This window comes from Amycolatopsis sp. YIM 10 (assembly GCF_009429145.1).
Taxonomy (GTDB): Bacteria; Actinomycetota; Actinomycetes; order Mycobacteriales; family Pseudonocardiaceae; genus Amycolatopsis.
In genome coordinates this window covers 4,213,677-4,235,440 of record NZ_CP045480.1, presented here as the reverse complement: position 1 = coordinate 4,235,440, position 21,764 = coordinate 4,213,677, and the positions used below count along the sequence as shown (strand labels likewise).

General features: G+C 71.6%; 16 protein-coding genes. 13 read left to right on the top strand and 3 right to left on the bottom strand.

Annotated features, from left to right (window positions below):
• The first annotated feature begins 7 nt into the window (after window positions 1-7).
• From YIM_RS20420 to YIM_RS20370, 11 genes are read left to right on the top strand one after another with little or no spacing between them, the layout of a single operon-like run.
• On the top strand, window positions 8-1,186 hold the full coding sequence (locus tag YIM_RS20420) for a Xaa-Pro peptidase family protein (protein ID WP_153031870.1): 1,179 nt from the start codon (window positions 8-10) through the stop codon (window positions 1,184-1,186).
• On the top strand, window positions 1,186-2,523 hold the full coding sequence (locus YIM_RS20415; RefSeq protein WP_153031869.1) for a DegT/DnrJ/EryC1/StrS aminotransferase family protein: 1,338 nt from the start codon (window positions 1,186-1,188) through the stop codon (window positions 2,521-2,523). The genes YIM_RS20420 and YIM_RS20415 overlap by 1 nt, the downstream gene beginning before the upstream one ends.
• A 29-nt stretch (window positions 2,524-2,552) precedes the next feature.
• Window positions 2,553-3,386 carry a transketolase gene (locus YIM_RS20410; RefSeq protein WP_153031868.1) on the top strand — a complete coding sequence of 278 codons (834 nt, stop codon included), beginning with the start codon at window positions 2,553-2,555 and terminating at the stop codon, window positions 3,384-3,386.
• The gene (locus tag YIM_RS20405) at window positions 3,383-4,378 is read left to right on the top strand and encodes a transketolase family protein (RefSeq protein ID WP_153031867.1); all 996 of its coding nucleotides are present in this window, start codon (window positions 3,383-3,385) and stop codon (window positions 4,376-4,378) included. The genes YIM_RS20410 and YIM_RS20405 overlap by 4 nt, the downstream gene beginning before the upstream one ends.
• The gene (locus YIM_RS20400; RefSeq protein WP_153031866.1) at window positions 4,375-5,088 is read left to right on the top strand and encodes a hypothetical protein; all 714 of its coding nucleotides are present in this window, start codon (window positions 4,375-4,377) and stop codon (window positions 5,086-5,088) included. Before YIM_RS20405 ends, YIM_RS20400 begins: the two co-directional genes overlap by 4 nt.
• Window positions 5,081-6,217: an iron-containing alcohol dehydrogenase gene (locus tag YIM_RS20395; protein ID WP_153031865.1), complete on the top strand. Its 1,137-nt coding sequence runs from the start codon at window positions 5,081-5,083 to the stop codon at window positions 6,215-6,217. The genes YIM_RS20400 and YIM_RS20395 overlap by 8 nt, the downstream gene beginning before the upstream one ends.
• A complete protein-coding gene (locus tag YIM_RS20390; RefSeq protein WP_153031864.1) occupies window positions 6,217-7,191 on the top strand; it encodes a transketolase family protein in 975 nt (324 codons plus the stop codon). Before YIM_RS20395 ends, YIM_RS20390 begins: the two co-directional genes overlap by 1 nt.
• Window positions 7,173-8,306 carry an iron-containing alcohol dehydrogenase family protein gene (locus tag YIM_RS20385; RefSeq protein ID WP_153031863.1) on the top strand — a complete coding sequence of 378 codons (1,134 nt, stop codon included), beginning with the start codon at window positions 7,173-7,175 and terminating at the stop codon, window positions 8,304-8,306. Before YIM_RS20390 ends, YIM_RS20385 begins: the two co-directional genes overlap by 19 nt.
• The gene (locus YIM_RS20380; RefSeq protein WP_194240229.1) at window positions 8,303-9,415 is read left to right on the top strand and encodes a M20/M25/M40 family metallo-hydrolase; all 1,113 of its coding nucleotides are present in this window, start codon (window positions 8,303-8,305) and stop codon (window positions 9,413-9,415) included. Before YIM_RS20385 ends, YIM_RS20380 begins: the two co-directional genes overlap by 4 nt.
• Window positions 9,412-12,576 carry a non-ribosomal peptide synthetase gene (locus YIM_RS20375; RefSeq protein ID WP_153031861.1) on the top strand — a complete coding sequence of 1,055 codons (3,165 nt, stop codon included), beginning with the start codon at window positions 9,412-9,414 and terminating at the stop codon, window positions 12,574-12,576. Before YIM_RS20380 ends, YIM_RS20375 begins: the two co-directional genes overlap by 4 nt.
• Entirely contained in the window at window positions 12,566-13,372 is an 807-nt protein-coding gene (locus YIM_RS20370; RefSeq protein ID WP_153031860.1) for an alpha/beta fold hydrolase, read from the top strand. The genes YIM_RS20375 and YIM_RS20370 overlap by 11 nt, the downstream gene beginning before the upstream one ends.
• Here the strand turns inward: YIM_RS20370 and YIM_RS20365 are convergent.
• The 3 genes from YIM_RS20365 to alr form a co-directional block, all read right to left on the bottom strand.
• Entirely contained in the window at window positions 13,347-15,638 is a 2,292-nt protein-coding gene (locus YIM_RS20365; protein WP_153031859.1) for a non-ribosomal peptide synthetase, read from the bottom strand. The genes YIM_RS20370 and YIM_RS20365 overlap by 26 nt on opposite strands.
• Entirely contained in the window at window positions 15,638-16,909 is a 1,272-nt protein-coding gene (gene glyA, locus YIM_RS20360) for a serine hydroxymethyltransferase (RefSeq protein ID WP_153031858.1), read from the bottom strand. Before glyA ends, YIM_RS20365 begins: the two co-directional genes overlap by 1 nt.
• Before the next feature lie 89 nt (window positions 16,910-16,998).
• Window positions 16,999-18,219: an alanine racemase gene (gene alr, locus YIM_RS20355; protein WP_153031857.1), complete on the bottom strand. Its 1,221-nt coding sequence runs from the start codon at window positions 18,217-18,219 to the stop codon at window positions 16,999-17,001.
• 183 nt (window positions 18,220-18,402) lie between these two features.
• Between alr and YIM_RS20350 the strand changes: the two genes are divergently transcribed.
• Both YIM_RS20350 and YIM_RS20345 read left to right on the top strand, forming a co-directional pair.
• Entirely contained in the window at window positions 18,403-21,489 is a 3,087-nt protein-coding gene (locus YIM_RS20350; protein ID WP_153031856.1) for a BTAD domain-containing putative transcriptional regulator, read from the top strand.
• Window positions 21,490-21,546: 57 nt separating this feature from the next.
• Entirely contained in the window at window positions 21,547-21,744 is a 198-nt protein-coding gene (locus tag YIM_RS20345; RefSeq protein ID WP_153031855.1) for a ferredoxin, read from the top strand.
• Window positions 21,745-21,764 lie beyond the last annotated feature (20 nt).

The following is a 21,764-nucleotide window of genomic DNA, read 5'->3' as shown; positions in this document are numbered from 1 at the left end:
GAATCACATGCGGGAGAACAAGAACCTGCCGTTCGAGCTGTCCGAGTACGAGCGGCGGCTGGGGGCGGTGCGCGAGCGCATGGCCGAGCGCGGGATCGACCTGGCGCTGGTGAGCGTGCCGGAGAACATCTACTACCTGACCGGGTACACCACGCTCGGTTACTACATGTACCAGACGCTGCTGGTGCCGCTCGATGGCGAGCCGCTGCTGCTGACCTACATCGAAGAGAAGATCAACATCGAGCGGCTGTCCTGGCTGGAGCGCTTCGTCAACTACGGCGTCGGCGAGGACCCGATCGAGGTCACCGCGCGAACGGTCAAGAGCCTCGGCATCCGGGGCAAGACGCTGTCCATCGAGGAGAGCGGCTACTTCTTCCCGATCCGCACCTACCGCAGGCTGGTCGCCGAACTGTCCGGGGCGAGCTGGGTGGACGGCAGCGGGATCGTCGAGTCGTGCCGCCTGATCAAGTCGCCCGCCGAGATCGACTACATCCGCGGCGCGGCCAACGCGGCGATGGCGGGCATGGTCGAGGCGCTGGAGACCGCGCGCATCGGCGCCACCGAGAACGAGGTGGCCGCCGCGGTGTACCGGGCCACGCTCGCCAACGGCAGCGAGTACCCCGGCAGCCCGCCGTACGTGATCAGCGGCGAGCGTTCCGGCCTGCCGCACGGCACCTGGGAAGGCCGGGAACTGCGCGAGAACGACATCGTGTTCCTTGAGTTCTCCGGCTGTGTCAAGCGCTACAGCGCGGCGATGATGCGCACCGCCTACCTCGGCGACCCGCCCGCGTGCGTGCGCGACCGGGCCACCGCGGTGATCGACGGCCTCCAGCACGCGATCGACGCCATCGCGCCCGGCGCCACCTCCGGTTCGGTGGACGACGCCTGCCGCAAGGCGATGCTCAGCCACGGTTTCGGCGACCACACCCACGAAACCGGCTACTCCATCGGCGTCTGCTACCCGCCGGGCTGGAACGAGAGCCACATCATGAACCTGCACCCCGGCGACGAGACCGTGCTGCGGCCCAACATGGTCTTCCACCTGGTGCCCTCGCTGATCGTGCCGGAACTCAACGGGCACGTCGGGTTCAGCGAAACGGTCCGGGTCACCGAATCCGGCTGCGAGGTGCTCACCGACAAGAAGGTGGCGCGCCAGCTGCAGCTGCTGCCCACCGGGGCCGCCTGATGGCCGCCGGCGGACTGGCCGTGCTCGGCGGCCCGCAACTGATACCAGGCGGCATCGACGAAACCGGGTGGCCGGACATCGAGGAGGCCGACATCGAGGCGGTGGCGGGAACGCTCCGCTCGGGCAAGCTCAGCTGGTACAACAACACCGAGGTCAAGGCGCTCGAGGACGAGTGGGCCGACCACGTCGGGGTGCGGCACTGCCTGGCGCTCAACAGCGGTACCGCGGCGCTGCACGCCGCGGTCGCCGCGGTCGGGGTCGGGCCCGGTGACGAAGTGATCGTGCCCGCGCTGAGCTTTCTCGCCTCGGCCAGCTGCGTGCTGCACCACCAGGCCATCCCGGTCTTCGCCGACATCGATCCGGTCACCTTCACCCTCGACCCGGCCGAGCTGGAGCGGGTGGTGACACCGCGGACCAAGGCGATCATCGTGGTGCACCTGCACGGGCTGCCCGCGGACATGGACGCGATCCTGGCCTTCGCCGCCAGGCGCGGGCTGGCCGTGATCGAGGACGCCGCGCAGGCACACGGCGCCACCCACCGCGGCCGCCCGGTCGGTTCGCTCGGCGCGGTGGGCGCGTTCAGCATCATGGCGGGCAAGAACCTGCCCACCGCTGGTGAGGGCGGGCTGCTCACCACCGACGATCACGAGCTGCGCAACCGCGCGGACGCGGTGAAGATGTTCGGCGAGCAGATCGGGCCGGACAACGAGCGCGAGTACAACGCGCACACCATCGGGTTCAACTACCGGATCGGCCCGGTGCTGGCCTCGATCGCCCGCAGCCAGCTCGGCCGGCTCGACCGGTACACCAAGGAGGTCCGGACCGGAGCGGAACGGCTGGCCGCACGCCTGGCCGAGCTGCCTGGTGTGCGCCCGCCCGTGGTCCCGGACGGGCGGACCCACGTCTACCACCACTTCCGCATCACGCTGGATCCGGAGGAGGCCGGGGTCGACCTGCCGCCGGGGCTGTTCCGGCAGGCGGTGCAGAACGCGGTGGCCGCCGAGGGCGCGCCGGTGTCCATGTGGCAGAACCGCCCGCTGCCCGGCCAGGCGCTGTTCCGCACCCGCAGCGGGTACGGCAAGGGCTGCCCGTGGACCTGCGGGCACGCCCAGCCGGTCGAGTACCGGCAGGCGGAGTTCCCGAACACGCTCGCGGTGATCCAGCGGACGCTGCTGGCGGGCACCCGCCTGTGCATGGCGTCGCTGCGTGACCCGGCGTCGGTCGAGGCCTACGCCGACGCCTTCACCAAGGTCATGACGCACCGGGACGCGCTGGTCACCTACGCCCGCGGCCTGGACTACGCCGAACCGTGGGAAACCGCGAGCCGGCTGTGGTGACCCCGGCGCCCACCCGAATCGGAGGAAAGATGACCACCACCGGAACACGGCCGCTGACCGAGCTGGCCAACCGGATCCGGCACCACATCGCCGAGCTGGCCACCACCAGCCCCGGCGCGCACGTCGGCGGCTCGATGTCGGCGACCGAGATCCTCACCGTGCTGTACTTCGACGACGTGCTGCGGGTGGACCCGGCCGATCCACAGTGGAACGACCGGGACCACCTGATCTACAGCAAGGGACACGCCTCGGCCGCGCTCTACGCCGCGCTGGCCGAACGGGGCTTCTTCCCGGTGTCCGAGCTGGCCGCCTACAAGCAGCCGGGCAGCAGGCTGGCCGGGCACCCGTCGCGGTCGGTGCCCGGAGTCGAGTGGGCCACCGGCTCGCTCGGGCACGGCCTGCCGGTCGGCGTCGGCATCGCGCTGGCCAACCGGCGCGACGGCAATCCCGGCCGCGCCTTCGTGGTGCTCGGTGACGGCGAGTGCCAGGAGGGCTCGATCTGGGAGGCGGCCATGTCCGCCGCGCACTTCGGGCTGGACAACCTGGTGGTCGTCGTGGACCGCAACGGGTTCCAGGAGGACGGCCCGACCGAGGAGATCATGGCGCTGGAGCCGTTCGCCGACAAGTGGCGCAGCTTCGGCTGGCAGGTGGCCGAAGTGGACGGTCACGACGTGACCAAGCTCAGTGCCGCGCTGCACCGGGTGCCGTTCGCGCCCGGCCGTCCCAGCTGCGTGATCGCGCGGACCGAGAAGGGCCACGGCCTTTCCTTCACCGCGAACACGCACACCTGGCACTACGGGAAGTTCTCCGCGCAGCAGTACCGGCAGGCGCTCGCGGAACTGGCCGAGGGGGCGGGCGCATGACCGGCACCGTCACCCGACTCGAACCGGGCAGCGCGGACTGGGTCCGCCGGCACGGCCTGTCCGCCATCGACACCTGCCGCCTGGCCCAGCTCCACGCCGCCGACGCCGACGACCGGGTCACCTCGATCGAAGGCGATCTCGGCGACTGCGGTGGTGAGCCGTTCGCCGAGCGCTATCCCGAGCGGTACCACGACTTCGGGATCGCGGAGGCGAACCTGGTCGGCGCGGCCGCCGGAATGGCCACCCGCGGCAAGATCCCGTTCATCAACACCTTCGGCGGCTTCGCGCTGACGCGGGCTTGCGAGCAGGTGAGGCTGGATCTCGCGTACCACCAGGCGAACGTGAAGATCGCAGGTACCTTCACCGGGATCGTGGCCGGGTTCTCCGGGCCGACGCACCACTGCGGGGAGGACCTCGCGATCGCCCGCGTCATGCCGAACATGGTGGTGCTCGCGCCCGCCGACGCGGTCGCGGCCTACCGGCTGACCCGGGTCGCGGCGCGGCACCAGGGCCCGGTGTACCTCCGGCTCGGGATCGATCCCACCGACCAGGTCTACGACGACAGCTTTTCCTTCCGTGTCGGCGGTTCCAACGTGCTGCGCGAAGGCGAGGACGTGACCATCGTCGCCGCCGGGCTGACCAGCGTGGCGACCGCGGTGGCCGCGGCCGGCTGCCTGGCCGCGCGTGGTGTCGGCGCGCGGGTGGTGGACCTGTACTCGATCAAGCCGGTGGACCGGGACGTCCTGGTCGAGTCGGCGGAACGCACCGGCCTGATCGTCACCGTCGAGGAGCACTCGGCGATCGGCGGGGTGGGCAGCACGGTAGCCGAAGTGGTCGCGGCCGAGGCACCGGTGCCCGTGCGGATGCTGGGCATGCCGGACGAGTACGCGCACGAAATCGGTTCCTACGAAGCACAACTGCGCCGGTGCGGACTGGACGTGGACAGCGTCGTCGCCGCCGTCGACGAAGAAGTGAGGAGGTGGCGGAAGTGACCGACGCACAACTCGGCATCCTGATGCTGGAAGGCAAGATGGCCGACGTCCCCGGCTGCATGGTCAACGAGCAGACCTGGCCCTACCCGGTGCGGCGGATGGTGGTGCCCGGCGCGAAAACGCCGCGCACCGCCGAAGACGCCAAGGCACTGCTGCCGCTCTACGTGGACGCGGCGCGCGAACTCGAACAGCGGGGCGTGCGGGTGATCACCGCGAACTGCGGGCTGATGGCCTTGCTACAGCAGGAGGTCGCGGCCGCGGTGCGCACCCCGGTGGTGCTCTCCAGCCTGGTCGCGGTGCCCGTGGTGGCCAGGATGATCACCCCGGGCACGCGCATCGGCGTGCTGACCTTCTTCCCGGACGCGGTCGGCGAGCACAACTTCACCGCGTGCGGCTGGTCGAGCACGGAGTTCCCGGTCAGCGTGGCCGGGGTCGGCGAATACGAGTCGTGGCGCCGGTTCCTGGCGACCAAGGAGGCCGACGCCGAACTGCACGCGGAACTGCGCGAAGACCTGCGGCGGGTGATCACGGAGTTCCTCGCCCGCGAACCCGACATCGGGGCGCTGGTCTGCGAGTGCACGATGCTGCCCGCCGTGCTCGACGAGCTGCGGCCGGACCTGCCGGTGCCGGTGTTCGACATCCTCACCGTGCTGGACTGGACGGTCAGCGGCTTCGGCAGGCTCAACCGGGAGGTGGCGGCCGGTGTCTGAGTTCTTCCACCTGGTCCCGCAGATCCACTATGGACGCGGCGCGGCACGACTGGCCGGTGACGCGCTCGCCGGGCTCGGCGTGCGGCACGTGCTCCTGGTCTCGGATCCCGGCGTCGTCGCGGCCGGTGTGCTCGATCCCGTGCTCACCTCGCTCAAGCACGCCGGGGTCGCCTGCACGATGTTCACCGGCGTGCACACCAATCCGTCCGAAGTGGAGGTCGACGCCGCGGCCGAAGCGTACCGGGACAACGGATGCGACGGGTTCCTCGGCGCCGGGGGCGGCAGCGCGCTGGACGTGGCGAAGTCGGCCGCGGTGGTGGTCTCACACGGCGGCAGCATCATCGACTTCGAGGACGGCGCCCGCCCGGTCACCGCGCCGGTGCCACCGCTGGTGCAGGTGCCGACCACGGCGGGCACCGGCAGCGAGGCGGTGGCGGGCGCGATCATCACCGACAGCCGCCGCGTGTTCAAGATGCACGTGGTGGCCACGCCGGCTCAGGTGGCGTTGTGCGATCCGGAGCTGACGCTGACCCTGCCGCCCGGCGCGACCGCGGCGGCCGGGATCGACGCGCTGGCGCACGCGATCGGTGCGTACGTCTCGGCCGAGCGCCAGCCGCTCGCCGACGCCATGGCGCTCTACGCCGTCTCGACGCTGGCGAAGGCGCTGCCCGACGCGGTGGCCGACGGCTCCGACCTCGGCGCCCGCGAGCGGATGATGACCGGCAGCCTGTCCGCCGGCATCTCGATGAAGGGCGGTGGCGCGGTCGACCACGCCTTCGCACACGCGGTCAACGCGATGTTCGACGTGCACCACGGCGTCGGGGTGGCCCTGTTCCTCGCCGACGGCATGGAGTTCAACCTGCCGCACCTGCCGGACCGGTTCGCCGCGCTGGCCGGTGCGCTCGGTGCCGGTGGTTCCGGTGAGGCGGCGGTGGCGGCGGTGCGGGAGCTGGTGGCCGCACTGCCCATCCCCGGCCTGTCCGAGCTGGGCGTGACCGAAGCACACGTCCCGGATCTGGTCGCCAAGATGATGGCGGACAAGTTCCACCTGTCGCTCAACCCGGTCCCGGTGTGCCAGGAGGACGCCGCGGCGATGTTCACCACGGCCGTGCGACGGGGAGGTACGTGATGGCCGCACTGACCGAGTGGTACACCGAGTACGGATTGTCCAGCCGGGTCACCGCGCGTCGCGCGCAGCTGGAACTGGCCCGCGAGGACGACCGGATCTTCTCCGTGGAGAACGATCTCGGCCTGCCCGCGGTGCCGTTCGACAAGGAGTTCCCGGACCGCTACCTGCAGGCGGGCATCGCCGAAGCCGACCAGATCGGCATCGCGGCCGGGCTGGCGATGCGGGGAAAGGTCCCGTTTGTCAACACCTTCGCGGTGTTCGGCACGATGCGCGGCTGCGAGCAGCTGCGGCTGGACGTCTGCTACAACGGCGCCCCGGTCAAGGTGGTGGGTTACTACACCGGCCTGTCCGGTGGTTACGCGGGACCGAGCCACCAGTGCGTCGAGGACATCGCGGTGACCACGGCGATGCCGGGCATGACCGTGCTGTCCCCGGCGGACGCCTACGAGACGTACCTGGCCGTGAAAGCCGCGGCCGCGCACCCCGGCCCGGTGTACCTGCGGGCGAGCCGGGGGCCGACCCCCGCCGTCTACGACAGTCCCGTCGAGTTCCGCATCGGTGAGGCGGTCGTGCTGCGCGACACCGGTGGAGAGCCGTCCGACGTGAGCATCCTGGCCACCGGCTGCCAGATCGTGCCGATGGCGCTGACAGCGGCGGACCTGCTGGCGGAGAACGGGATTCAGGCGCGGGTGGTGAACGTGCACACGCTCAAACCGCTCGACCGCGTGGCGATCCTCGCCGAGGCCCGGCGCAGCAGGCTCCTGGTCACCTACGAGGACCACAACCGGATCGGCGGGCTCGGCTCGGCGGTGGCCGGGGTGGTGCTGGCCGAGCACCCGGTACCGGTGCTGCGCTTCGGCGTGCCCGACCAGTACTGCGCGCAGACCGCGGAGTACGAGGAAATGCTGGAACGGTACGGACTCGGCCCGGCCACGGTGAACGCGGCGGTGTTGCGATGGCTCTCGGCGCACTGAGCACCTGGACGGCCCGAGAACAACCGGAGATCCGCGTCGGCGCCGGGGCGCTCGGGGAGGTCGGCGCGAGCGTCTCGGCGCTCGGCCTGCACCGGCCGCTGGTCGTCGCGGATCCCGGAGTCGTGGCGGCGGGCTGGCCGGGGCGGGTGGAGACCTGCCTGCGGGCCGCCGGGTTACGGCCGCGGTTGTGGTCGAGGGTGCGGCCGGACCCGGACATCGGCGTGGTGCACCGGTGCCGCGACGAACTGGACGGGCACGACGGCATCATCGCGGTCGGCGGCGGCAGCACCATCGACACCGCCAAGGCGGCCGCCGGCTTGTCCGTCCATTCCGGACAGTTGAGCGACTACGAGGGACTGGGCCGCTTCACCGCGCCCGGGGCGCCGGTGGTCGCCGTGCTCACCACACCGGGCAGTGGCGCCGAACTCACGCGGCACGCCACGATCGCGGACGGCACCGGGCGCAAGTTCGCGGTCAGCGGCCGGTGGCTGGCCCCGAAACTGGTGCTCGCCGACCCGGACACGCTGGCCACCCTGCCTCCGGGCGTTGCCGAGGACACCGCGCTCGACGCGCTCCTGCACGCGATCGAGGCGTACCTGGCGCGAGCCGCGACGCCGTACAGCGACGTGTGCGCCCGCCTGGCGGTGGAAATCCTGCGCGAGGCGGTGGTGCCGGGGCTGCGCGACGGCATCCGGTTGATGACCGGCTGCCTCACCGCGGGCATGGCCATGGCCAACACCAACGCCGGCGTGGTGCACGCGCTGGGTTATCCGCTGACCAGTGAGTACCGGATCCCGCACGGCCGGGCCAACGCGCTCGTAGCGCCGGTCGCGCTGCGGGCACTGGCCGCGGTCGCGCCCGAACGCTGCGCCGAACTCGGCCGGCTGCTCGGTGGCACGCCCGATCTGGCCGAGGCGTTCACCGCCGTGCGCGACCGGCTCGGCGTGGCCGGTCCGCTGGCCGACTACGGCGTGCCGCACGCGGACCTGCCCCGGCTGGCCGCGCTCGCCACCGCGTTCAAGCCGGTGCTGCGCAACACCCGGCGCGAGTTCACCGAAGCGGAGCTGTGCGGCCTGTACTCCTCCGCCTGGACCGAGCGGAGGAACGGATCGTGATCGAACTGCTCGACCGGCTGGTCTCCATCGAGTCGCCCGCCGATCACCCGCTCGGCTGCCACGCCGTGCAGGACGTCGTCGGCGCGGAGTTCGCCGTGCTGGGCGCCCGCCTCGAACGGCACACCGCGGCCAACGGCACGCCGGTGCTGCTGGCCAGGTGGGGCCGCCAGGAGCGGCCCGTGCTGGTGCTGGGCCACGTGGACACCGTGTTCGGCGTCGGCGAGCTGGCCCGGCGCCCGTTCACCGTCCACAACGGACGTGCGAGGGGGCCGGGCGTGTTCGACATGAAGGCCGGGCTGGTGCAACTGGTCGAGGCACTGCGGCAGCTGCTGCCGCGCACACCCGAACCGGACCTGACCGTGTTGCTGAACGCGGACGAGGAGCTGGGCAGTCCCGGCTCGGAACCGTTCCTGGTGGCCGAAGCGCGGCGCAGTGCCTGCGCGCTCGTGCTGGAGCCGGGCGGGCCAGGTGGCGCGATGAAAACCGCGCGCAAGGGCATCGGTTTCTACGACGTCGAGGTCACCGGGGTGGCCGCGCATCCGGGGCTCGATTTCGACCGCGGGGTCAACGCGATCACCGAACTGGCCGCCCAGCTCGGTGAGCTGGCCGGGTTCAGCGGGCTGGACGAGGGCACCACGGTCAATCTCGGCACCGTCAGTGGTGGCACCGGCCGCAACGTGGTGGCCGCACAGGCCGTCGCCCAGGTCGAGACCCGGTTCTGGACCGCGGAGGCGGGTGAGCGGGTCGACGCGGCCATCCGCGCCCGCACCCCGCGCCACGCGAACGCGAAGATCACCGTCACCGGTGGGGTGCACCGGGGGCCGATGCACCCCGGCCCGGAGGCCGCGCGGCTGGCCGAGCTGGCCCGCGCCTGCGCGGCCGGCGACGGCTGGCAGCCCGGCGAGCTGGCCGTCGGCGGGGTCAGCGATGCCAACGTGGTCGCCGCACTCGGACTGCCCACAGTGGACGGCATGGGTGCCGAAGGCGGCGGTGCCCACGGCCCGGACGAGTACGTGCTCGTCGGCACCATGCCCCGCCGGGCACGCTGGCTCGCCGCGGTGCTCGCCCGCCTCACCGATCGTTACCACGAAGTTGGAGAAGCAGAATGAACGGCGAACGGCTTCCGCTGTCCTTCGGCCAGGAGCAGCTCTGGTTCCTCGACCAGCTGGCCCCGGGCCGGTCCACCTACAACACCGCGGCCAACCACCGGCTCACCGGCGAACTCCGCCCGGACCTGCTGCGCACCGCGCTGAGCGAGATCGTGCGGCGGCACGAGTCCCTGCGCTGCACCGTGCACGTCGACGACGGCGCGCCCTACCTGCTCGCCGCACCACCGTCCGAGGTCGATCTGGAGGTGATCGACCTGAGCGGGCTGGATCCCGGCACGCGCGAAGCGAAAGCGAACGAACTGCTCGCCGAACGCGTGGACACCCCGTTCGACCTCACCGCCGGGCCGCTCTACCGGTACACGCTGATCCGGCTCGCGCCCGAGGAGCACATCCTTTCCCAGCGGTTCCACCACATCATCACCGACGGCTGGTCGAACGGCCTGATGAACGCCGAACTGGCCACCATCTACGCCGCGCTGGCCAAGGGCGAGGACCCGGCGCTCGAGCCGCCTTCCCTGCGGTACGCCGACTTCGCCGCGCGGCAGCGAGATCTCCAGACCAGCGGCGAGCTGGAGGCGCAGCTCGAGTACTGGGAGCAGCGGCTGGCCGGCCTGCCCGCGCTGGACCTGCCCGCCGACCGCAGCCGCCCGGCCGAGCAGAGCTTCGTCGGCGGCTCGCTGAGCGTGACGCTGTCCGGCGAGGTCCTGCCCGCGGCGCGGAACCTGGTCAAGGAGCGCGGCATCTCGATGTTCATGCTGCTCTCCGCCGCGACGGCGGCCCTGCTGACCCGGTACACCGGCCAGGAGGACATCCCGATCGGCATCGCCACGCTGGGCCGCACCGACCCCGACTTCGAGGAGCTGGTCGGCTTCTTCACCAACATGGTGGTGCTGCGGGCCGACACCTCCGGTGATCCGGTCTTCGGAGAACTGCTCGACCAGGTGGCCGACCACGTGATGGACGCATACGACAACCAGGACGCCCCGTTCGAGCTGGTGGTCGACCGGGTGCAGCCGACCCGCGACCTGGGCCGCAACCCGCTTTTCGTGGTCGGCCTGCAGCTGATCGACGGCCGGTTGTCGGCCACCGACTTCGACCTGCCGGACCTGCGTGCCGAACCGGTCGGCCTGGCCAACCCGGTCTCGCGCTTCGACCTGGCGATGAACTTCGTCGAACTGTCCGACCGGCTGGAGCTGGTGATCGAGTACTCGGCCGACCTGTTCGACCGGTGGCGGATCGAGGCACTGGCCGCGCACCTGGAGCACCTGCTGGCCGGGGCCTGCGCCGATCCGGACCGGCCGCTGTCGCAGTTGCCGCTGCTGGCCGGGCCGGAGCGCGCCGAACTGCTGGACGCCGGACGCGGCGAGTTCCTGGACTACGGGCCCGAACCGGTGCACGCCGTGGTCGCGGCGAAGGCCGCCGAGCAGCCGGACCACCCGGCCGCGGTGTACCTCGGCGAGGTGCTGACCTACGGCGAGCTGGACCGCCGGGCCGAGGCACTGGCCCGGTACCTGCGCGACGGCCGGATCCATCCCGGGCAGATCGTGGCCGTCGCGATGGAACGCGACCTCAACGCATTGGTCACCTTCCTCGGTGTGCTCAAGGCGGGGGTCGCCTACGTGGCCCTCGATCCGGCCAATCCACCCAACCGGCTGGACTACATGCTGCGCGACACCGCGACTCCGCTGGTGCTGACCCAGTCCAGGGTGCGCGAGCGCATTCCCGGGTCCGGGCCGTGGCAGGTGGTCGAAGTGGACGGTGCGTGGGCGGAGATCGCCGCGGTGGAGCGGCAGCCGATGCCGGAGTGGGCGGACCGCGATTCGCTGGCCTACGTGCTCTACACCTCGGGTTCCACCGGCCGCCCCAAGGGCGTGCTGATCGAACACCGCGCGCTCATGTCCTTCGCCGAGTCCTACCGCCGGGTGTTCGGCCTGGTGCCGGAGGATCGGATGCTGCAGCTGGCGGCGCTGTCGTTCGACATGTCGCACGGCGAGATCTTCGCCGGGCTGTGCGCCGGTTCGACGATCGTGCTGGTGGACCAGGAGGCGGGCAGCGCGCCCGACGTGCTGGCCCAGCTCATGCGCGACCAGCGCACCACCTACGCGTGCATGTCGCCGGCGATGCTGTCGCTGGTCGAGGCCGGGCCGTACCCGGACCTGCGCAAGATCATGATGGGCGCCGAGGCCATCCCGGCCGAGCTGGTCAACAAGTGGAACACCGACGGCCGCAGGCTGATCAACGTCTACGGCCCGACCGAGGCCGCGGTCGGCTGCACGGCCTACGAGTGCCCGCCGGGGCACTGCGAGGCCGCGCCACCGATCGGCGCACCCTTCCCGGACCGCCGGATGTACATTGTGGACAAATACGGCGAGCTGGTCCCGCGTGGGGTGCCGGGGGAACTGCTCATCGGCGGCCCGGAGGGGCTCGCGCGCGGTTACCTGAACCAGCCGGAGCTGACCGCGGCGGCGTTCACCGAGGACCCGTTCCACCCCGGCGGCCGGGTCTACCGCACCGGCGACCTGGTCCGCTGGAACCACGACCTCCGACTGGAGTTCGTCGGCCGGGTGGACAACCAGGTCAAGCTGCACGGGCTGCGCATCGAGCTGGAGGAGATCGAGGCCGCGCTGCTGGCCAGTCCCGAAGTGGGCACCGCGGCGGTCGCGCTGCGGCCCGACCGCCGTGGCTCGCCACGGCTGGTCGGTTACGTGACCCCGGCGGACGGGCGGGAACCGGCCCCGGCGGAGCTGAAGGTGCACCTGCTGGACCGGCTGCCGGAGTACATGGTGCCCACCGCTTGGGTGGTGCTGGAACGGATGCCGCTGACCGCGGCCCGCAAGGTCGACCGGGGCGCGCTGCCAGACCCGGAACCGGATGCGGCCGAAGAGTTCCTCGCACCGCAGACGCCGACGGAGCAGACCGTCGCGGAGGTGTTCACCGAGGTGCTCGGCGAGCAGCGCATCGGGGCCGCGAGCAGCTTCTTCGAAAACGGCGGGAACTCGCTGGAGGCACTGCGCCTGGTCAGCAGGCTCAACCGGGCGTTCGGCATCAAGTTCAAGCTGCGCAGGCTGTTCGGCAATCCGACCGTGCGCGGGATCGCCGCGGTCATCGACGAGCAGCTCGCGCGGCGGGCACCGGCGAAGGTAGCGGCCGATGGAGCCTGAGCCGCTCATCCCGCTGCGCCCGTCCGGCGCGGGAACCCCGCTCTACTGCCTGCATCCCGCGTCGGGCTCGGCGTACTCGTACTTCTCGCTGATCCAGCTGCTCGACGCGGACCGGCCGGTCTACGGCGTCGAAGCACCCGGTTTCGATGATGAGGACGAGAAACCGCTCACCTCGGTGGGCGAACTCGCCGAGCTGTACCTGGCCGCCATCGAGGCGGAGCGGCCGGGCGAGCCGATCGCCCTGCTCGGCTGGTCGATGGGCGGGGTGATCGGCTACGAAATGGCCCGGCGGCGCTGTGCCGCCGGCGCCGCTTCGCCGCTGCTGATCACCGTCGACACCCCGGTGCCGATGCCCGAGCCGATGCCGGACGCGGAGCCGCTGCTGCGCCGGTTCGCGATCGACCTCACCGGCGCCGATCCCTTCGCCGACCACGACGAGCTGGACGCGGCGCTGGCCGAGCTGACGATCAGCGACGATTCCATCGCGAGCGCGCTGGCCGCGCTCGCTGCGTCGGGCATGATCCCGGCCGAACTCGATCTCGACACGCTGACGCGGCGGTATGCCGTGCACCGCGCCAACACCATCGCGCTGCACAGCTACCAGCCGCGTGGCGGGCACCCCGGCCCGATGGTCACCGTCAAGGGCACGGAGTCCCCGTCCGACTGCATGGACTGGTCGGGCGTGTGCGCCGACGTCACCGCGGAAACCGTGCCCGGCAACCACTACACGATGTGGCAGGGCGACGGTCTGGTCGCGCTCGCCGGGATCGTCAAGCGCGCGCTGCGCCGTTCTTGACGCCGCTCTTGATTCGCAGCACCTCGGCGACCCCCGAGACGGTGGCCCTGGTCAGCACGTCCCGCACCGACAGGTCCGCGCCGAAGCGGCGACGCAGGCGGCTCACCACCTGCGTCGCCGCGAGCGAGCCACCGCCGAGCGCGGCGAACCGCTCGTGCGCGGCCGGTGGCGTGGTCAGGCCGAGTACCTGGGTCCACACCTGCGCCACCGCCTCGGCATATTCGTCCACTTCGGACTGCGCCGGTTCGGGGACGGCCAGATTCGACAGCCAGGTCCGGTCGACCTTTCCGTTGGCGTTCAACGGAATCCGGTCGATCAGCCGGAACTCCCCCGGCACCGACGAGCGGTGCAGAACTCCACGCAGCCGCTCCGGCAGTTCGGTGATCAAGTCTTCTCCTCCCGGTTCGGCCACCGCCTCACGCAGCCCGGCGACCACAGCGTCACTTTCCGGCTCGGGGACCACAAAAGCGACCAGCGCGACAGCCCGGCCGGAGTCGTCCCGGCGCGGCACCACCACGGCCTCGCGCACCCGGGGGTCCGCCTCGATCGCGGTCTGGATCTCCCCCAGCTCGATACGCACCCCGTCGAGCTTGATCTGCTGGTCCAGGCGGCCCAGCAGTTCGATCGTGCCGTCGGGCCCCAGCCGGGCCGCGTCCCCCGTCCGGTACATCCCGGCGCCGGTGAACGGATCGAGCGGGAAGCGCTCCGCGGTCAGCTCGGGACGGCGGTCGTAACCCCGGCCGAGCCCGACGCCACCGAGCACGAGTTCGCCCGGCAGCTCCAGCGCCGCGTCCCGGCCGTAGCGGTCCAGCACACGCGCGGTCTGGTTGGCCAGCGGGCGCCCGTACGGAATCGCGCGCGGGTACCGCTCCCCCGGCGGCACGCGGTGGATCACGCTGTCCACCGAAACCTCGGTCGCCCCGCCGAGGCTGTAGAACTCCGCGCCGGGAAACGCGCGATGTACCCGCTCCGGCTGGTCGACCGGGATCCAGTCACCACCGACCAGGAACAACCGCAGCACACTGTCCACTTGCGACGGCAGCAGGTTCAGCAGCAGGCTCAGCGCGGACGGCACGGAATGCCAGAGCGTGACGCGTTCACCGGTGATCAGCCGCACCCAGTGGTCCACGTCCTGTTCCCGGCCCCGCTCCGGCAGCACCGCCGTCGCGCCCGCCGCGAGCGTGCCGAACAGGTCGTAGACGGACATGTCGAAGCTCGGCGAACTCACCACGAGCATCCGGTCGCCGGGGACGATGCCGAAGCGCTCGTTGAGATCGGTGATCATGTTCGCCCGGCCGATGTGGTCGAGCAGCACGCCCTTGGGTTCCCCGGTCGAGCCCGAGGTGAAGATCAGGTAGGCCAGGTCGGTGCCGGTGGCCCGGCCGCGGAGACGTTCGTGACTCACCACGTCTTCCGGTACGGGAAGCCAGGAATCGGTCAGTGCCGCGGCTACCTCGGCATAGGCGGGGTCGGCCAGCAAAGTGGAGAGGTGCCCGAGGCGGAAGAGCGTGCGCAGCCGCTGTTCCGGCAGTTTCGGGTCCAGCGGGACGTAGGCGGCGCCCGATTTCATCACCGCGAGCGCGCACACGACGAACTCCACGCTGAGGGTGGCAAGAATGCCGATCCGCTCACCGTGCAACTGCCGCGCCAGCCCGTTCGCGCGCGCGTCCAGCTCGCCGAAGGTCAGCCGGGTTTCGCCCTGGACCACGGCGATCGCGTCAGGGTCGCGGTCGACCGCGGCCTCGAACAGCTCGTGCAGGCAGGGCGGGTGCACCAGGTCGCGGGCGGTGTCGTTGAGCCGGGCGGCGACCTGCTTCTCCGCCATCGTCCGGTAGTCCACTTCGGACACCTCGGTGGCCGGATCGTCGAGCGCGGCACGCAGGAAGGCCAGGTAGTGCGCGGCTATCCGGTCCAGCGCTTCGGCGTCGCGCGGCTGCCCGGCGCACTCGATGCGGAACTGGTCGCAGAAGGCGAAGGTGAGCGCGGTGGCGGCGGGCTCCGGGTCCAGCGCCACCTGGAAGGCCGGTGCCGAGGCGACCGCGGCGGCGGTGGCGATGAAGTCCCCGATCGTGGTGCCGTCCAGGGTGAGCACGTGGTCGATGTCGGTGCGCACGGTGACCATGCGCGGGCCCGAGTAAGCCATGGCCTGCGCGAGCAGGGCACCGAGCAGCACGGGCGCGGACGCCGGGGGCAACCGGTGACCGCCGCTGGCGGCCGGGCTGGCCCCCTTGCACACCAAGGGGAAGTGGGGATGCGCGCGTTCCATCACAGCGATCCTTCCAGCGGATACCCGGACATCACCCCGGTGATTTCGGCGCGCACCCTCGGTACCGCCGCCGGATTCTCCAGCACGTCGACGATCCCGGTGCAGCAGCGGTCGAAATCGGCGGTGGTCAGGCCGCGGAACGCGGCGATGTTCGTGCCCAGCCGCAGCCCGGCCGCGACCCTGGCCGGGGTGGTGTCGCCGGGAACCCGGTTGCGGTTGGCCAGGATGCCCGCGGCCTCCAGCGCGCGTTCGGCGTCGCGGCCGGTGATCCCGCGAGAACGCAGGTCCACCAGCACCATGTGGCTGTCGGTGCCGCCGGAGACCAGGTCGAAGCCGCGTTCGAGGCGGCGGGCCAGCAGGTCGGCCAGTTCGCGGACCCGCCGCATCAGCCGGTGGAACTCCGTGGTGCGCACCCAGTCGAGCACGCAGGCCTTGCCCGCGATCGCGCCGAAGTCCGGTGAGCCCTGGAAGTACGGGAACACCGCGCGGTCCAGGATCTTCGCCAGCGGTTCGGTGCGCCCCGGCGGCGGGACCAGCGCGTCCGGCCCGGACAGGATCAGGCCGCCCTTGGGGCCGTACAACTGCTTGTGCGTGCAGAACGTGGTCACGTGGACGTGCGGCACGGGATTGGGGTAGAGGCCGGTCGCCACCAGCCCGGCGGTGTGCGAGATGTCGGCCACCAGCACGCAGCCGTAGCGGTCGGCGACGCGCCGGAAACCGGCGAAGTCGATGCCCCTGGTGTACCCGCTGCCCCCGCAGATGATCATCTTGGGCCGGTGCCGGGCGGCCAGCTCGTCCACCTCGTCCAGGTCGATCCGGCCGTCCGCGCGCACGCCGTAGTGCACACCGCGGAAGAAGCGGCCGGTCACCGACGGCTTGCTCACGTGCGTGAGGTGCCCGCCGCTGGCCAGATCCATGCTGAGCACCACGTCACCGGGGGCGAGCAGCGCGGTCAGCACGGTCAAGTTCGCCGTGCTGGCCGCGTGGGACTGCACGTTCGCGTACGCCGCGCCGAAGGCCGCGCACGCCGAGTCCGCCGCCATCCGCTCGACCACGTCGGCACCGTCCGAACCGGAGTGGTAGCGGTCGCCGGGATAGCCCTCGGTGGTGATGTTCGCGAACACCGACTGGGTCGCGGCCGCCACCCGCGGGTGCACGATGCTGCGGGCCGCGATCAGGCACAGCGTCTCCCGCTGGTAATCGTTCTCGGCCCGGATGGTCTCCACCAGACCGGCAGCGCCGATCCGCCGGGCCGTCGCGTCGATCGTCATCCCGCCCCCACTTTTTCTTACGAATCACTCCGGATCGACCAGAAATGGTGATGCCACATTGTTCCCGTGCCGGAGGACACTACCACCGGTTATTGCGAATCGGCCGCCACACCGCCATTGCTGCCATTCGACGGAATTGCCGGAAGATAACGCCGTGGTACCCGATTTCCGATGCCGGTCAGAATCTCGTGCGGATTTGTCTGCGCCCAGTGTGCCCATTCGGCCACGGTCGGTTCACCTCGCGTTCCGGGACCGAATACCAGTACTTCGTCCCCGATGCGCACCGGCGCGTCACCCGCCTCGGCGACGAACTGGTCCATCGCCACGCGGCCGGCCACCCGGCACCGGCGCCCGAGCAGGAGCACCTCGGCGCTCCCGGTCGCGCGGCGCGGCACGCCGTCGGCGAAGCCGAGCGGGACCAGCGCCAGCGTGGTCTCGCGGGCGGTCACGTACTCGTGGTCGTACGACACGCCGGTGCCCGCCGGGACGCGCCGCACCAGGTTCGTCCTGGTGCGCAACGTCATCGCGGGCCGGAGCCCGGAGTACCGCCCCGGCAGCGGTTCCACCCCGTACAGCGCGATGCCCGCGCGCACCAGTTCGAAGTGCGTGCCGGGCGCGGTCAGCACGGCCGCCGAGTTGGCCAGGTGGCGGAGCGCCGGATCCAGTCCCGCGGCCCTGGCCAGCGCGAATCCCTCCTCGAACCGACCGAGCTGGAGCCGGACGGACGGGTCGCCGGGGTGGTCGCCGCTGATCAGGTGCGACCAGATCCCGCGCACGCGCACCAGCCCGGCACGCTCGAGTTCCCGCGCGGCGGCGACCAGTTCGGGCCACTGCTCGGCGAGCGCGCCGTTGCGGGAGAGGCCGGTGTCCAGCTTGAGGTGCACCTGGGCACACTTCCCGGCGCGCTCGGCGCTCGCGGCCACCCCGTCGAGGTGCGCCCGCGAGGACACCGAAAGGTCCACGTCGCGCGCGATGACCGGGGCGAAGTCCTCGTCGGGCAGGTGGATCCAGCTCAGCACCGGGGCGGTGATCCCGGCGTCGCGCAGCGAGATCGCCTCGGCGAGCGAGGTCACCCCGAGCCAGGTGGCGCCGTGCGCGAGCGCGGTTTCGGCGACCGGCACCATGCCGTGCCCGAAACCGTCCGCCTTGACCACCGCCATCAACTCTCCGGAACCGCGCGAACGCAGAAGAGCGGTATTGTGCGCGATCGCCCCGAGATCGACCACCGCCTCCCCCAACGATTCCGGCGGCGGCGCGGCCGCCCGGTCGAGCACCGGGTTCCACCGGTATTCCTCACGCACAATGCTCATAGCGCCCCCAAGTCTCTCACCGGCATGTTGCGTCATTTTAGGCAATTACCGGGAAAAACCAGCCCGCTTGCACTGGATGAAAACAAATCGGCAGTTGGAAATTGCCCGTCCCGGCCCGCCGCTGACCGCCCCGCCCTCTACGATGGCCGTCGAGGGGTGTCACCGCGGAGGACGGGGGTTTGCATGCGGATCGTGCTGCTCGGGCCGGTCCGGTCCGGGGACGCACCGGTGTCCGCGCGGTTGCGCATGCTGCTGGCCCGGCTGGCGCTCACGCCCGGCGAGGTCGTCTCGGCCGACGCGCTGATCGACGGCCTTTGGGGCGCGAACCCGCCCGCCGAGGCGGTGAACGCGCTGCACGCACTGGTCTACCGGCTGCGCAAGGCGTTGCGGGACAACGTGGTGGTGGAGTCGGCGGGTACGGGGTACCGGCTGGCCGCCGAAGCGCGGGACGTGGACGCGTGCCGGTTCGAGGAACTGGCCGCGCGTGGGCGACGCGAGCTGGCTGATTCTCCCCAGCGGGCCGCGGAAACCCTGCGTGAGGCGCTCGCGTTGTGGCGTGGCGACGCGCTGGCCGACGTCCGCGGCGCACCGTTCGCCGAAGCGGCGGCGACCCGGCTGGAGGAACTGCGCCTCACGGCCATCGAAGACCGGTTCGAGGCGGAATCGCGTCTCGGCCACCACGCCGAGATCCTGGCCGACCTGACCGCCACCGCCGACGCCCACCCGTTGCGGGAACGCCTTGCCGCACTGCGGATGCGCGCGCTCGCGGCGACCGGGCGCCAGTCCGACGCGCTGGCCGCCTACGAAAAGATCCGCGGCACGCTCGCCGACGAACTGGGCGTGGACCCGGCCGCGGAAGTGCGGGACGCGCATCTGGCCGTCCTGCGCGGGGAACCGGCCGCCCGGCCCGCACCCGGTCGCCTGCCCGCACCGCTGACCAGCTTCGTCGGCCGGGACGACGAGCTGAAACTGCTCGGGCAACTGCTGTCCACCGCGCGGCTGGTCACCGTCGCCGGGCCGGGCGGGGTCGGCAAAACCCGGCTGGCCATCGAGGCCGCGGCGCGGCAGCACACCCACCGGCAGGGCCGGTTGTGGCTGGTCCCGCTCGCCGGGGTGGACGACCCGGCCGACGCGGTGCTCGGCGCGCTCAGCACCACGACCAGCCGTTCACCCACCGGGACCACGGATCCGGTGGAGCGCGTGGCCGAGTTGCTCGGCGGCGGCGAAGCGGTGCTCGTGCTGGACAACTGCGAACAGGTCACCGAAGCCGTCGCGGAACTGACCGGGCGGTTGCTGGAGCGCCTGCCCAGGCTCCGGGTACTGGTCACCAGCCGCGAACCGCTGGGCGTACTGGGTGAAGCGCTCTGCCGCCTCGGCCCGCTGGCCCTGCCGCGGCGGCGTGGTGATTTCACCGACGCCGCAGGATCCCCGGCGGTGCGGCTGTTCCTCGACCGGGCGGCGGCCGTGCGGCCCGGGTTCGCCCTGACCGAGTCCACAGTGGATGAATCGGTCGAGGTGGTGCGGCGGCTCGACGGGCTGCCGCTGGCGCTGGAACTGGCCGCGGCCCGGCTGCGGTCGATGAGCGTCGCGCAGATCGCCCGCCGGCTCGACGACCGGTTCCGGTTGCTGTCCACCGGGAATCGCGCCGCGAAGCCGCGCCAGCGCACGCTGCACGCGGTGATCGAATGGAGCTGGGACCTGCTCACCGCCCCGGAACGCCTGCTGGCCATGCGGTTCGCGGTGTTCCCGACCGGGGCGGGCGCGGTGGCGATCGAGTCGGTCTGCGCGGACGAGGACCTGCCCGCCGAAGACGTCGCCTACCTCCTCGGCTCACTGGTGGACAAGTCCATAGTGGACATTGCGGACACTGTGGGCGAGCGGTACCGGATGCTGGAGAGCATTCGCGCGCACCTGGGCGAAAAACTGGGTGACGCCGAACGCACCGCGGTCGAAGACCGGTTCACGAAGTACTTCGCCGAGCTGGCCGAACGGCACGAGCCGCTGCTGCGGTCCGCCGCGCAGCAGGAGTCGCTGGAACTGTTCGAGACCGAGTACGACGACCTACTGCTCGCGCTGCGCTCGGCCATCGACGGCCGGGACGCCGGGAGCGCGGCCCGGCTGCTCGCCCCGCTGTGCTGGTACTGGAACACGGTGCGCTTCGACGGCCGTGCCGACGGGTTCGTGGCCGGTGTGCTCGGCCTCGGCGACGCGCTGCCCGAGGACGCGCGGGCGGCCTTCACCGCGTACCACCTGTTCACCGGGGCCGGTCCGCTGCCGGAGGACGCCGGGCAGGTGCGCGAGCTGGCCGAAGAGTGCGTGCGCACCGGGGCGATGCGCCGCTACCCGACGCTCATGATGGCCACCCTGACCGCGGCCTACCTGCTGGGACTGGGCGATCTGGTCGACCGGGAGATCCGCGCGGTGCGCGAGGGCACCGACGACTGGGCACGGGCGTGCACGTACCTGGTGGAGACGTTCGTGCGCTACGACCACGGGGACTGGGCGGGCGTCACCGCCGCGACCGCCGAAGCGCTGCGGGCGTTCGAGGAGACCGGTGACCGCGTGTTCACCGCGATGGCCTTGTCCGGGGTCGCACACGTGCGCTCGATCGGCGGCGACCACAACGCGGCCGTCGCCGCTTACCGCCGGGCGGTCGAACTCGCCCCGCCGGGCGACCTGTCCTACCGGATCGGCCTGGCCATCGAGCGGCTGCGCGCCGGAGACCTGGACGGCGCCCGGCAGGACCTGGCCACCGCGCGAGAGCTGGCAGCGAGCAGCGGGCAGCACCTGCTCGAAGTGATCACCGCGATCGGACTGGCCGACCTGCACCGCCGCGCCGGGGATCCCGCGCGGTCCGATCGCGAACTCGACCGGCTGCTCGACGTCGCCCGCGAAGCGTCCCTGCCCGACGAAGCGGTCAGGGACGCGATCGCGTCGGCGCGGATTGCGAACCGCCTCACCGCCGGTGACACCGCCGGCGCGCGTGCACTGCTGCCCGCGACCCTCAGCACGGCCTCGGCCCAGCACGACCTCGCCTCGGCCGCGCAGCACGTGGCCCGCCTGCGGTTCCTCGAAGGCGACCACGTCGGCGCGGCAACCGCGCTCGGCCTGAGCGAGACAATCCGCGGCACCTTCGACCGCGGTGACGCGGAACTGGGCGAACTCGTCGCCGAACTCACCCGGCTGCTCGGCGCGGACGCCTACGACCAGGCCTATCGACGCGGTGCGGCACTCCCCCGTGAGGACGCGGCGGCCCTGTTGCTGACCTGACGGCTGCTATCAGGGCATTGTCAGCGGGCTGTCATCGCGGCTCGGCACCTTCGTCGCATGAAGGTGATCGTGGACGAGAGCAGGTGCGTCGGCGCCGGAATGTGCGTGCGCACCTCGGAGCAGGTGTTCGACCAGCACGACGAGGACGGCACCGTGGTGCTGCTCGACGACACTCCCCCGGCGGACACGCACGACGCGGTGCGGAAGGCCGCGATGCTCTGCCCGGCCGCCGCCATCGTCCTCGAGTCGGCGTGAGCACACTCGCCGCCCGAAAC

Excerpts from the sequence above, each read along its gene's own strand:
- glyA (WP_153031858.1), bottom strand. The coding sequence starts at position 16,909 with ATGACGATCGACGCGACGGCCCGGCGGATCGGCGCTGCCGGTCTGGTG.
- YIM_RS20370 (WP_153031860.1), top strand. The coding sequence starts at position 12,566 with ATGGAGCCTGAGCCGCTCATCCCGCTGCGCCCGTCCGGCGCGGGAACC.
- YIM_RS20365 (WP_153031859.1), bottom strand. The coding sequence starts at position 15,638 with ATGGAACGCGCGCATCCCCACTTCCCCTTGGTGTGCAAGGGGGCCAGC.
- YIM_RS20345 (WP_153031855.1), top strand. The coding sequence starts at position 21,547 with ATGAAGGTGATCGTGGACGAGAGCAGGTGCGTCGGCGCCGGAATGTGC.
- YIM_RS20390 (WP_153031864.1), top strand. The coding sequence starts at position 6,217 with ATGGCCGCACTGACCGAGTGGTACACCGAGTACGGATTGTCCAGCCGG.
- YIM_RS20350 (WP_153031856.1), top strand. The coding sequence starts at position 18,403 with ATGCGGATCGTGCTGCTCGGGCCGGTCCGGTCCGGGGACGCACCGGTG.
- alr (WP_153031857.1), bottom strand. The coding sequence starts at position 18,219 with ATGAGCATTGTGCGTGAGGAATACCGGTGGAACCCGGTGCTCGACCGG.
- YIM_RS20405 (WP_153031867.1), top strand. The coding sequence starts at position 3,383 with ATGACCGGCACCGTCACCCGACTCGAACCGGGCAGCGCGGACTGGGTC.
- YIM_RS20410 (WP_153031868.1), top strand. The coding sequence starts at position 2,553 with ATGACCACCACCGGAACACGGCCGCTGACCGAGCTGGCCAACCGGATC.
- YIM_RS20420 (WP_153031870.1), top strand. The coding sequence starts at position 8 with ATGCGGGAGAACAAGAACCTGCCGTTCGAGCTGTCCGAGTACGAGCGG.
- YIM_RS20375 (WP_153031861.1), top strand. The coding sequence starts at position 9,412 with ATGAACGGCGAACGGCTTCCGCTGTCCTTCGGCCAGGAGCAGCTCTGG.
- YIM_RS20385 (WP_153031863.1), top strand. The coding sequence starts at position 7,173 with ATGGCTCTCGGCGCACTGAGCACCTGGACGGCCCGAGAACAACCGGAG.
- YIM_RS20415 (WP_153031869.1), top strand. The coding sequence starts at position 1,186 with ATGGCCGCCGGCGGACTGGCCGTGCTCGGCGGCCCGCAACTGATACCA.